At 34.2% G+C, this 12,098-nt stretch carries 11 protein-coding genes and 1 riboswitch; of the genes, 2 read left to right on the top strand and 9 right to left on the bottom strand.

Features of this window, described 5'->3' with window-relative positions:
* Positions 1-180: 180 nt before the first annotated feature.
* From AABD74_RS00535 to AABD74_RS00515, 5 genes are all read right to left on the bottom strand, one after another.
* Positions 181-1,512, bottom strand: a complete 1,332-nt coding sequence (locus AABD74_RS00535) for an IS1182 family transposase (protein ID WP_406845615.1) — start codon at positions 1,510-1,512, stop codon at positions 181-183.
* Between the two features lie 123 nt (positions 1,513-1,635).
* Entirely contained in the window at positions 1,636-2,172 is a 537-nt protein-coding gene (locus AABD74_RS00530; RefSeq protein ID WP_232683076.1) for a DUF4252 domain-containing protein, read from the bottom strand.
* Between the two features lie 2 nt (positions 2,173-2,174).
* A complete protein-coding gene (locus tag AABD74_RS00525) occupies positions 2,175-2,750 on the bottom strand; it encodes a DUF4252 domain-containing protein (RefSeq protein WP_406844380.1) in 576 nt (191 codons plus the stop codon).
* A gap of 18 nt (positions 2,751-2,768) precedes the next feature.
* Positions 2,769-3,224, bottom strand: coding sequence for a hypothetical protein (locus tag AABD74_RS00520; protein ID WP_232683077.1), 456 nt, complete (start codon positions 3,222-3,224; stop codon positions 2,769-2,771).
* Positions 3,211-3,720, bottom strand: a complete 510-nt coding sequence (locus AABD74_RS00515; protein WP_406844379.1) for an RNA polymerase sigma factor — start codon at positions 3,718-3,720, stop codon at positions 3,211-3,213. The genes AABD74_RS00520 and AABD74_RS00515 overlap by 14 nt, the downstream gene beginning before the upstream one ends.
* A gap of 160 nt (positions 3,721-3,880) precedes the next feature.
* Between AABD74_RS00515 and AABD74_RS00510 the strand changes: the two genes are divergently transcribed.
* Both AABD74_RS00510 and AABD74_RS00505 read left to right on the top strand, forming a co-directional pair.
* Positions 3,881-5,320 carry a S41 family peptidase gene (locus AABD74_RS00510; protein ID WP_406844378.1) on the top strand — a complete coding sequence of 480 codons (1,440 nt, stop codon included), beginning with the start codon at positions 3,881-3,883 and terminating at the stop codon, positions 5,318-5,320.
* Positions 5,321-5,454: 134 nt separating this feature from the next.
* Positions 5,455-6,792, top strand: coding sequence for an IS1182 family transposase (locus AABD74_RS00505; RefSeq protein WP_406844377.1), 1,338 nt, complete (start codon positions 5,455-5,457; stop codon positions 6,790-6,792).
* Positions 6,793-6,977: 185 nt separating this feature from the next.
* Here the strand turns inward: AABD74_RS00505 and AABD74_RS00500 are convergent, their stop codons facing one another.
* The 4 genes from AABD74_RS00500 to AABD74_RS00485 all read right to left on the bottom strand — a co-directional run bounded on the left by AABD74_RS00500 (position 6,978) and on the right by AABD74_RS00485 (position 11,484).
* On the bottom strand, positions 6,978-8,024 hold the full coding sequence (locus AABD74_RS00500) for a YncE family protein (protein WP_406844376.1): 1,047 nt from the start codon (positions 8,022-8,024) through the stop codon (positions 6,978-6,980).
* Positions 8,025-8,029: 5 nt separating this feature from the next.
* Complete coding sequence (locus AABD74_RS00495; RefSeq protein ID WP_232683082.1) at positions 8,030-9,880, bottom strand: TonB-dependent siderophore receptor; 1,851 nt, start codon at positions 9,878-9,880, stop codon at positions 8,030-8,032.
* Positions 9,881-9,906: 26 nt separating this feature from the next.
* Positions 9,907-10,110: riboswitch (cobalamin riboswitch) on the bottom strand.
* A gap of 67 nt (positions 10,111-10,177) precedes the next feature.
* Positions 10,178-10,714 (bottom strand): alpha-ribazole phosphatase, encoded by a 537-nt coding sequence (cobC, locus tag AABD74_RS00490; protein ID WP_406844375.1) that lies wholly within the window; start codon positions 10,712-10,714, stop codon positions 10,178-10,180.
* Complete coding sequence (locus tag AABD74_RS00485; protein ID WP_406844374.1) at positions 10,699-11,484, bottom strand: adenosylcobinamide-GDP ribazoletransferase; 786 nt, start codon at positions 11,482-11,484, stop codon at positions 10,699-10,701. Before AABD74_RS00485 ends, cobC begins: the two co-directional genes overlap by 16 nt.
* Positions 11,485-12,098: the final 614 nt, after the last annotated feature.

Here is a 12,098-nt window from a genome sequence, read left to right as displayed (position 1 = left end):
TCAAATAATGCACTAAAAACTTAATTAAAAATAAAAAAAGAGGCTGTCTCAAAAGGACAGCTTCTTTTCGTTTATAAAAAATTAAGATAGCTATAAAAAATTAATTCGGTTTTTCGGAATTCGGCTTTAAAGATGATTTTCCGATTTTTTGACCGATTTTTAGGCAAGAACGGATTGTCTTTACCCTGCAAGTGCCATCTTTTGTAAATTATGGGCAATAGAAAGCAATCCGATTTCTACCTCGGCCTTGTTTTGTCCTCGAAGCATAAATCGTTTAAAACCTTTGTTGTGTTTGATTTGTGCAAATACGGGTTCTACATCATGACACCTTTGCTTTCTGAGCTGTTCTCCCCGTTTTGTTTTAAGTAAATCAAATGCCTTTTGCCTTATTTTGGCCAGTTCAGGATTGTTTTGCGAGGCGGTCACCTGTTTGGTTTTGCAGTCTCTGTCAAAATAATTGTACTTAACAAAGGCTTTTATTTTTCTGGCTTTTAATAAGTTGTAGTTTTCCTGCGAACCATAGCCAGCATCGGCAACTAACTCTTTGGGAACTTTTTTGTATGATTTTTCAAAACTATCAATATGCGGGCTAAGCGTTTTTGTGTCAGTAGGATTCGGATGCAGGCTGTAGTGCAGAATGAACTGCTTATTGGTACTGATCTGCAGATTGTAAGCCGGTTTTAACTGGCCGTTTAGCATATGGTCCTCTTTCATGCGCATAAAAGTGGCATCGGTATCGGTCTTGGAGAACGAGTTTCTGTTTTGAAGAATTTCTTCTTGCTGTTTGTACTTTTCAAGGTTCTTTGGCCAGTTCTTTTTGGCATAATTGAGCTTCTGGCGTACTTTCGAAGGAACTTTTTTCTCTTTCAAAACTGCATTGATCGTGTTGATTGCAGCTTCTACTTTTTCTTTATCAATAGCCCTAAAATCAACAGATTCTGTATTTTTGAGTTCTTCTTTGGCTACACTCTGTGCATAATTCCAAAGTTCTTCCAGCTGTTGTTCAATACGTTCTTTACTCTTTTTAATAGCCTTCCCCCATACAAAAGTGTAGCGGTTGGCATTGGCTTCAATCTTTGTGCCGTCAACAAAGGCAGTCTTAAGGCTTACGATGCCCTCCCTTTCTAGCAAAAGAACAATTTGGGTAAAAATTTCTTTAATCTGCCCATTTAGACGTTGACTTCTAAAACGATTGATCGTATTGTGATCCGGCTGGCTCATACCGCTGAGCCACATAAAATGGATATTTTCTTTAAGGGCCTGTTCAAGTTTTCGGCTTGAATAAATATTGCACAAATAACCATAGACCAACACTTTCAAAAGCATTTTAGGATGGTAGCTTGAAGTGCCTCCTGGTTTGTAATTGCGCATTAAACTTGTTAAATCTAAACCATCAACGATGCCAGAGACTACTCTTACAGGGTGCTTACTATCAATCAGCTCCGATAAATTCGGAGGAAAAAGCACATTTTGGTTGGGAATGTAATCTTTAAAGACTACTTTTGAAGCTATACACACACCGCAATTTAATCAAATTGCAAGAATTAGGAAAGCGAAAGCTTTCCTTTTTTTATGCCACAAAAAAAGCTGCCTCACTTTTGAGACAGCCTCTTCTTCGTTTAAAAGTAAGATGTTTTATTTAATCAACTGCTGTAAAGGTTTCAATTGTTCCATATCTATTTTTGATTCTTTCAAAACAGACATTAAAGTTATAATGTTATTCGGGTTCATATTGTTTCCTAAAACACGAACAACGGCAAAACCATTTTCTTTTCTGTTTGCAAAAACTATGAATTCTTTGATGTTTTCATCAGAGCCGACATAACTTATTGATGCACCGTCTCTACCGGAGCCAACTTTCATTAATTCCTGATATTTTGGGTCTTTTAATATCGCCTTAACTTTATTTCGTTCTGCTTCAAATTGTACCTGATTTTTATCATTTGCTTTAAAGGCTAATATGTTCATTTTGTCAAATGAATTTATGGCTTCTTTTTGCTCTGCAGACAATTTGGTATCGTCAAGATTTAAAATAGTAGACGAAATATCGAGTGCAATAAAGTCTTTTTTGTCTGTATTTTCGACAAAATACTTTTGCAGTGAAGGCTCAGAATTACAACTTACAAAAGTTAGTAATGCTAAAATGGCTGTGGTGAAAACGCTGATTTTCATAATTATTTTTTGCCTTTAGAAGCTTTTTTTAAATCAGTTCCGCCTGGAAGCTGCATTTTATCTGTAAGTACCGAGATTTCGTTTAAATCAAAATTACCTGTAAGCGATAACAAAACAGTCTCGTCATTTTTTGCACCGTCAACAAACATCAGCAATTCTTTAATTTGTGTATCGCTTGCGCCGGATTTGACCATTATTTTGACGTTTTTACCACTGTCGTTTACTCGCATAAGTTCTTCTAAACCGGCAGATTTTATGTATTTATCTGCAGAAGCTTTCATGTCAGCTTCAACTTTAGGGTTCTTCGTTGTAAACACTTTTAAGTAGTCTAATTTTTTAATCAAGTTTATGTATTGCTGTGTTTCTTTATCAGAAGCATCAACTTTTACTTTGCTCATTAAATCAAACATTTTTTTGTTTACAATTACTGATGTTACATCGTCCTGACCATCATATTTGTCAAAGGCACTTTGAGCATAAAAAGCTTGTGTAACGAATGCGAAAACTAGAGTTATGATGAAATTTTTACTCATGCTTAGTTTATTGTTTTTTTGGTATTCGTGAATCGTTGATTTCATGATTATTTTTGTGTTTAATTACTGTTTAAAAATTTTGTTTTTTGATTGTTCATATTCGTTAATGTATTGTACACTTTCAATACCTACATTAACATTGTTTGACAATAGTGCCAAAGCTTTCTGCGTTGCGGCAAGGGCTTCTTCAGGATCGTCGTAGGTTCCTAGTTCTGACTGTGCGACAACCGGAGTTGTTTTTTCGCCTGCAAAATAATAGGTTCCAATTCCTAGTAAAACAACAACTGAAGCTGCAATCGATAACCACGCCACATTTCGTTTTTTAGTTTTTAGTGGGATTTCCTGCGTTGATTTTTGTTGTTTTACCTGAGAGAAATAACCAAAAATTGGTCTGTATTGCTCCAAATGCTGCGCAACATCTGATGAAGAAAAATATTCTTTTAATTGATTTTCTTCGGCAATAGTGGTTTCTCCCTGAAAGTATTTTTCTAATATATTTTCTATTTTATCTAATTCCATAACTGTGTGCATTTATCATTGATTCTCTTATTTTTTTTCTTGCTCTCGAAAGTGCCACCCTGATTGCGGTTTCGTTCATATTGACGATTTTTGCAATTTCTTCAAATTCATATTGTTCTACATCCCGCAGCTGGATTAATATTTGAAGTTGTTCCGGCAGCTGATTTATAATTTTTTCAACCCATTCCAGACTATCAGCATCTTCTAATTTCCGGTCTAACTGCGGCTCACGGTCTGTAAAATTATTATGAACAATCTGGAGGTTTCCGGCCCTTTTCGATTTTAACTGATCCAGGCAATAATTTTTTGTCATAGTCATTGCCAGTGCTTCGACATTATTGTAGGTGTCCAGGTTCTCTTTTTTGTTCCATAATTTTACCATTACTTCCTGAGTGGCGTCTTCGGCTTCTTCAGTACTTGTAAGCAATCGTTTTGCCAGACGAAAAACTTTGTCTTTAAAAGGATTAACTAATTCTATAAACACATTTTGGTTCATAAATTAAAAGGTTATTCGTTAGCTTATATAGTCAAGACGAGGCACAATTATTTTTGTTACTGCGATATTGTAATTTTTTTATAAAAAAAGAATACTACTTAAAACTAAAGGTAGTATTTTTACGTTAATACAATACCATTATACCGAAACCTAATATTCTATGAAACCAATTTTAAAGTCTATACTCTTTTTATTTGTATTAACATTTTTTCTGCAGTCTTGTGAAGATGAAGATGATGTTAGGACTCCTGCGGAGTTACAAGTAAATGATTTTATATGGAGAGGATTAAATAAATATTATTTATGGCAGGCTGATGTGCCTAATTTAGCCGATGATCGTTTTAGCTCGGAAGGAGTATTTAATTCTTTTTTAGCCGGATATTCGAATCCCGAAGATTTATTTCAGGATTTATTAAATAAACCGGTAAGCAAATACCCAAGCAACGCCATTGATCGTTTTAGCTGGATGGTAGAAGATTATACCGTTTTAGAACAAGAACTTAACGGAATCACAAAGAACAACGGGGTAGATTTTAAACTAACCCGAGTTGCCGAAGGATCTAATGATTTAGTAGGTTATGTGCGTTATATTATTCCGAATTCTGATGCTTCGAATAAAGATATAAAACGAGGTGATTTATTTACGGGTGTAAACGGAACAAAACTGACGGTTTCAAATTACCAATCGTTGTTATTAGGCGCTGATACTTATACCTTGAATTTTGCTGATTACAATGGTTCTGCATTTGTTTTGAACGGAAAATCACTTTCTTTAACTAAAACAACTTTAGAAGAAAACCCAATTTTAATTAATAAAGTAATTACTTCCGGCAGCCATAAAATAGGCTACTTAATGTATAATGGTTTTTATCAGGAGTATGATACCCAGTTAAATGAGGCATTTGGAGAATTAAAAGCGCAGGGTGTTACAGATTTCGTTTTAGATTTAAGATATAACGGAGGAGGTTCTGTGCGATCTTCAACCCGTTTGGCAAGTATGATTACAGGGCAGTTTGACGGCGAAATATTTTCGAAAAGACAATATAATTTTAAACAGATGGCTGGTTTGTCTTCTGATGAGCTTGAAGACTTAAACGAAAGATTTGTAACTAGTTTTGGTGGTACTACTGTAAATGGTTTAAATATGGCTACGGTTTATATTTTAACAACTTCAAATACGGCATCAGCAAGTGAATTGGTTATAAATGGATTAAAACCTTATATTAATGTGGTGCAGATTGGTGAAACTACTATTGGTAAAAATGTGGGTTCTATGACGCTTTATGATTCGCCGAGTTTAGTATTGAAAAGTAATATAAACCCAAACCATAAATATGCAATGCAGCCTTTAATCTTTAAAATTTCTAATGCTGCAGATTTTGGAGATTATACAGGAGGTTTGGTTCCTACTTATGTACAGTATGAATATATCAGTAATTATGGGGTTTTAGGTGATCCTTCTGAACCATTACTGAATTTGGCAATCTCTAAAATTACAGGTTCAACAGCTAAGAGAATCCAAAATGATCATCGTGAGGTTTTACCTTATATAAATGATTCTAAAAAAATCAACGGATTACGAAACGAAATGTACTTATAAATAATTGCGTTTAAATATTTTCCGGAATGGAAACAAAAAAAGAGGCTGTCTCAAAAGTGAGGCAGCTTTTTTTGTGGCATAAAAAAAGGAAAGCTTTCGCTTTCCTAATTCTTGCAATTTGATTAAATTGCGGTGTGTGTGTAGCTTCAAAAGTAGTCTTTAAAGATTACATTCCCAACCAAAATGTGCTTTTTCCTCCGAATTTATCGGAGCTGATTGACATTAAGCACCCTGTAAGAATAGTTTCCAATATCGTTGATGGTCTTGATCTAAAAAGTCTAATCCATAGATACAAGCCTGGTGGCACATCAAGTTACCATCCAAAAATGCTTCTAAAAGTTTTGGTTTACGGCTATTTATGCAATATTTATTCTAGCCGCAAGTTTGAACAAGCCCTTAAAGAAAACATCAATTTTATGTGGCTTAGTGGGATGAGCCAACCCGACCACAATACTATTAATCGCTTTAGAAGCCAACGGTTAAATGGGCAAATCAAAGAAATTTTTACCCAAATTGTTCTTTTGCTAGAAAGGGAAGGCATCGTAAATCTTAAGACTGCCTTTGTTGACGGCACAAAGATTGAAGCCAATGCCAACCGCTACACTTTTGTATGGGGGAAGGCTATTAAAAAGAGTAAAGAACGTATTGAACAACAGCTGGAAGAACTTTGGAATTATGCACAGAGTGTAGCCAAAGAAGAACTCAAAAATACAGAATCTGTTGATTTTAGGGCTATTGATAAAGAAAAAGTAGAAGCTGCAATCAACACGATCAATGCAGTTTTGAAAGAGAAAAAAGTTCCTTCGAAAGTACGCCAGAAGCTCAATTATGCCAAAAAGAACTGGCCAAAGAACCTTGAAAAGTACAAACAGCAAGAAGAAATTCTTCAAAACAGAAACTCGTTCTCCAAGACCGATACCGATGCCACTTTTATGCGCATGAAAGAGGACCATATGCTAAACGGCCAGTTAAAACCGGCTTACAATCTGCAGATCAGTACCAATAAGCAGTTCATTCTGCACTACAGCCTGCATCCGAATCCTACTGACACAAAAACGCTTAGCCCGCATATTGATAGTTTTGAAAAATCATACAAAAAAGTTCCCAAAGAGTTAGTTGCCGATGCTGGCTATGGTTCGCAGGAAAACTACAACTTGTTAAAAGCCAGAAAAATAAAAGCCTTTGTTAAGTACAATTATTTTGACAGAGACTGCAAAACCAAACAGGTGACCGCCTCGCAAAACAATCCTGAATTGGCTCAAATAAGGCAAAAGGCATTTGATTTACTTAAAACAAAACGGGGAGAACAGCTCAGAAAGCAAAGGTGTCATGATGTAGAACCCGTATTTGCCCAGATCAAGCACAATAAAGGATTTAAACGATTTATGCTTCGAGGACAAAACAAGGCCGAGGTAGAAATCGGATTGATTTCTATTGCCCATAATTTACAAAAAATGGCCTTTACAGGATAAAAACAGCTCGTTTTTACCTAAAATCAGCAAGAAATAAAAAATTATCTTGAAAGTGGAATCCGAAAAACCTGAATTAATGTTTTTAGTGGACAATCTTGTTTTTACCAAAAAAAAGAAGCTGTCCTTTTGAGACAGCCTCTTTTTTTACCAAAAAAAATAAAAACTAAACTAATTCTAAAATAAATTTAATCGTTAAAGTAAAAACCGTTTGGTGCCACACCAACAGTTAATTCTTTTTGTAAGGTTCCAGTTAAGTTGTAGATGTAAGCTTTACTGTCTGCTTTATAATCGCCGCTATCTGCTAAATAAATTTTATTGTCATTAACGGCAAATCCATATAAATTAGCAACTGAAGAAGCAGTAAAAATCGCAGAAGTAGAAATCGAAGCTGCAGAAGTGTTTATAGAATAAACTGAACTGCCAACAGTATAATATATTTTGTTGTCAGAAATGTCTAAAAAACCTGCACTATCTAATGTTTCCGGAAATGTAACTTTAGAGACAGATTTGTCAGATATTTTTACTTTTACAATTTCGCTGCTTTCCCCATATGGTTTTCTTAGGATATACAGAATGCCATTTTCTTCTTCTATTGTATCTGCTCCAGAACCAATAACTACTGGTGTTTCTAAGGCTTTTGTAGTTATATTTACTATTAATAATTTGTCATTATTATATTGTTCAGTAATGTATAATTTGCCATCTTCTAAAACAAGTCTGTCAGCGGTAGCATTTAGTTCAATTTTTGATTCTACTTTATTAGTAGTCAGGTTAATAATAGCAACATAATCATCTGTATTTCCAGTTGCTGGGTTAATATAAGAATAAGTATTAGCATTCGTTACATAAGCTTTACCATCTTTTACAACACCATATCTTGGGTTGGCAAGTCCGCTGTCGATTTTAGCTATTAGTTTAAATGTGTATCTGTTTACTACATTTATAACATTAGAACCGCCTGCAATAATATAGGCATTATCTCCGTCAAAAAAGATATTTTGAGCATATTTTCCAAGCAAATCTGTTCCGTTTGCTGCAGTGTAAGCATCTTTTGTGAATACGCTGAAATCATCGCTTGAAAAAGAAACACTTCCTTGTCCTGCACTTCCTTCATTTAAAATGAAAAATCCGTTTTCATATTGTCCTTTTGATTCGTCATTATCGTCATCACTCGAACAAGAAACGAATAACGAAACGCTAAGTGCTATTAAAAGTAATTTACTAAGTTTCATAAATATTAAAATTTTAAAGTTAAATACATGTTGAAATTTCGACCCGGCATTGGCCTGTCTTCCAGGCTTTCATAATCTTCATTGAAGATGTTTAAAACCTGAAAACCAAGTTTAAAAGAGTCTAAGAATTTAAAATCATAATCGATTCCGAGATTTGAAACCGTATAATCGTTTATAATTTCATCCGGATTATTATCTGCTCTTGTGTAGACAAATCCATTATATAAAAATTGATAGTAAGCAGAAATTCTATTTCGGGAATAAGCGACTGAACCCGTTACTTTATTAAAAGGAACAAAGAAAAGCTGCTTTTTAGTTTCTTCATCTTTTGATGCAGTATAAGCATAAGAAGCATTTGCACTGAAGTTATTTTTACCGAATTGTTTTTTCCAGCCCAATAAAGTTTCTGCACCATAACTATTAACATTGTCTTTGTTTATAGGGCTCCAAATGCCATTTTTACCTGGAACCCATTGCAGTAAATCTTTAATTTTGATGTAGTAGAAAGTCTGCGTAAGCGAAATGTTTTTGAAAGTAAATACGTTTCCAATTTCGGCCTGATACGAACTTTCGGGTTTTAAATCCGGATTTCCGCCTTCGTCCCAATACAAATCATTATAAGTTGGAATTCTGAAATTTCGGGATAAATTCAGTTTGAAATTGTACAACTTGCTAAACTGATACGAAGATCCCAAAGTGAATAAAACCGGAGATTTGTAATTATTTGTAAACTCTTTTCGAATACCGAGTTCGTTTTTCCATGCTTCAGAAAAATCTTGTTTCACTAATAATCCCGCAGAGCTGATTTCACGAACGTGATCGCCAAAACTGCTTCCGTAGCCTTTAGTTCTGTTATAATCAAAAACCCCATTTATTTGAGTTGATTTGAATAAGGTATATCCTAAATCAGCTTTCGTAATTAAACTTTCGGTTTTTCCGTAAGTATATAAATTGGTTGAATTATCGGCAAAATATTGATAGTTTTCAAAAATGTAAGCCGTTTTGAAATTGGTTTTAAATTTTCCAAAATCGCCATCGTATTCTAATAAGTTTCGGTTGAAACCGTTTATATATTTGCTTTTCGTTTCAGTTTCTACAACCAAGGAAGTATTTCGGTCTGTATTTGAAAACTGACTATAAAGTTTTAAAGTGTTTCTTGAGTCGATTTTATAACCGGCATTAGCGCTCATGGTTATAATATCATATTGCCCGTTTTGGTTCCAGCGCTGTTCGCCCCGCCATGTATAACGGTTTAAATATTTGTAATCGTTTGTAGAGCTGTTTTTAGAAAAACCAATTTGTGCACTCCATTTTTCGTTAGAGATATTGGTTTTATAATTTATTCCAATAGTGTTGAAACTTCCGTAATCCAGTTTTAAATTATTCTCAAACCGATTATAAAATGCCAGATCATTGTTTAAATGAACTGTACCGCCAATTGCGCCGCTTCCGTAAATAACGCTTCCTCCTCCGGCTTTTACACTTATCGAATTATAATCAGAACCCGAAATGGTATTAAAATCGGTGCTTCCGTTCATCTGCGAATTAATGTTGATTCCGTTCCAGATTACAGCCGTTTGAGAAGATGTAGTTCCGCGAAAAGAAACTGTAGAAAGCATTCCGCGTCCGTATTCTTTAAAATAAATGGTTGAATTGAAATTTAAGAGATCAGTCAGTAAAGCTTCATTCCTGTTGATAATTGAATCACTAAGTTTTAAAACCGATTGAGAATTGGAGTATTTTTTAAGATTTGCGTCAGAAACTACGACTTCTGTTAATTTAATAGAATCGCCCTGCGCCGAAATCAATTGGCACAACATTAAAAGTAAAAAAGCAAAACGTATTCTTAAAGTCATAATTTCTACACTCTTTTTCCCGAGAGCTCGATATTTGTTACAAAGGCAGGTCTCCTGGCTTGCGTCTTGTTGTTTACCTTCCCACTCGCCGGGGCGAGCAGTGGTTTTGTAGTTACAACAAGCATTCTTTTTTTAGAACAAAGCTTACAGTTGCGGGAACAGCTCAAGATTTTACTTGATTCCCTTTTAATGTGTTTTATAAAAACACAACCTTAAATTTGCTGCAAAGATAAAGTTAAAATTATTGAATATTCAAATTTGTTTTACTATTTGAATTAAATTCTAAACAAAACTAAATTAAAATGTAATTTTTATGACTTGCCCAAAATCGACTTTATTTTGAAAAGCTTCTTTCAAAGGCAGTGAAGCTTGATGACATAATATACTTCTAATAATTCCGGCATGAGTTGCAATAACGATAGGATGCTGGGTTTTTTGCGAAATTTGTTCTGCTAAAAAATCACCAGCTCTTTGATGTAATTCCACAAATGATTCTCCGTTTGAAACTTGAATATTTACAAAATCTTCCATCCACGGATTTAATTGTTCCGGCGGAATTTCGTTCCAGTTTTTTAATTCCCAGTCACCAAAATTCATTTCTTTCAATCGGTCATCTTCCTGATAAGAAATTGTTTTTATATTCTCTTGAATGTGTTTTGCTAAAATAGTGCAGCGTTTTAAAGGACTTGAAAAAATAATGGCTTCTGCAGGTAATTCTGAAATAATCCGGTCAAAGATTTCATCAAAAGGTTCGGCAATATTTACATCAGACTGGCCGTAACAAATGCCTTTTTCGCAGATGGTTTTGGTATGGCGAACTAAATAAATTTCCATATAAAAAGAATGCTTAAATAATATATTACTTCACAAACCTGCTGCGTTGCGCCAAGACAATCTCCGGTATAACCGTCAATCCATTTTTGAAAATATCCAGCCAGAAAATATCTGGTTATAAAAACAGGAATTATAGCTAAAAGAACTTTATAATTGAAATAGGTGAGTGCCAATAAAGGAATTAACCCAAAGAAAAAAGATCCAAAAATTTCTTTCCAGCTATGGTTTTTAGCAATTGGTTTGCTTTTGCTCGAAGCGTCATCACGGGAATATTGATGTGTAAAAACAATACTGATTGCTGCCAAACGACTTAAAGAATGTGCCGAAATAAATAAAAGGAAAATCAGTAAAATGTTATTAGTAAAAAGTAAAATGGATTCTGAAAGTAGTTTGAATTTTGCCAGAAAAAGCAAAACTAATCCAATTGCACCATAAGAACCAATGGCGCTGTCTTTCATAATCATTAGGATTTTTTCTTTAGTCCAGCCGCCGCCAAATCCGTCGCAGACATCTGCAAATCCATCTTCATGAAAAGCGCCTGTTGTTAGAACTGAAATTATTATTGCAAAAATGACAGCCGTCTCTGTTGAAAGAAAAAGAGAAAAAATATAAAAGGCAAGAAATGAAATTGACCCGACAATCCATCCTATAAAAGGGAAATATCTTGTTGCTTTGTTTAAATAATCTGGATCGTGAGTAATGTTTTTTGGGCAGGGAATTCTGGTGTAGAACATTAAGCAGGTGAAGAAAATGTGTAGTTCTTTTTTCATTTAGATTGTGGTATTTGGCTAAAGCCCTTTTGAGAGGCAATTATTTTATCCCAACATCTAAAGATGTTGGCAATTGATTTTTTATTATTTTATTGATGGTTCATTCTTTCGGATTTAATAAGTAATCGAAAATAAAAAAAATATTTAACTGCCTCCAGATTTATCTGGAGGTTTGAGAGATGTTATGTCTAACAGGCTTTAGCTGAATTCACTATTTGGCTAAAGTCTTTTAAGAAACAATATTTCTATATCAACATCTAAAGATGTTGGCAATTGCTTTTGTGTTATTTTATTGATAGTCCATTCTTTCGGATTTAATAATAAGTAATCGAAAATAAAAAAAAAATATTTAACTGCCTCCAGATTTATCTGGAGGTTTGAGGGATGTTATGTCTAAAAGGCTTTAGCCGAATTCTCTATTTGGCTAAAGCCCTTTTGAGAGGTTTATTTTATCCCAACATCTAAAGATATTGGCAATTGATTTTTAACTTATTTTTTATGCTTAGTTCATTCTTTTCAAAGGGGTAAAATTTTGAAAATAAAAATTTAATGTTTTGGTTTAATTGCCTCCAGATTTATCTGGAGGTTTGAAGGATGTTATGTCTAAAAGGCTT

The organism is Flavobacterium soyae, from assembly GCF_045348165.1.
Lineage (GTDB): Bacteria > Bacteroidota > Bacteroidia > Flavobacteriales > Flavobacteriaceae > Flavobacterium > Flavobacterium soyae.
The sequence above is the reverse complement of the archived record's forward strand: the minus strand, read 5'-3'. Positions and strand labels throughout refer to the sequence as shown.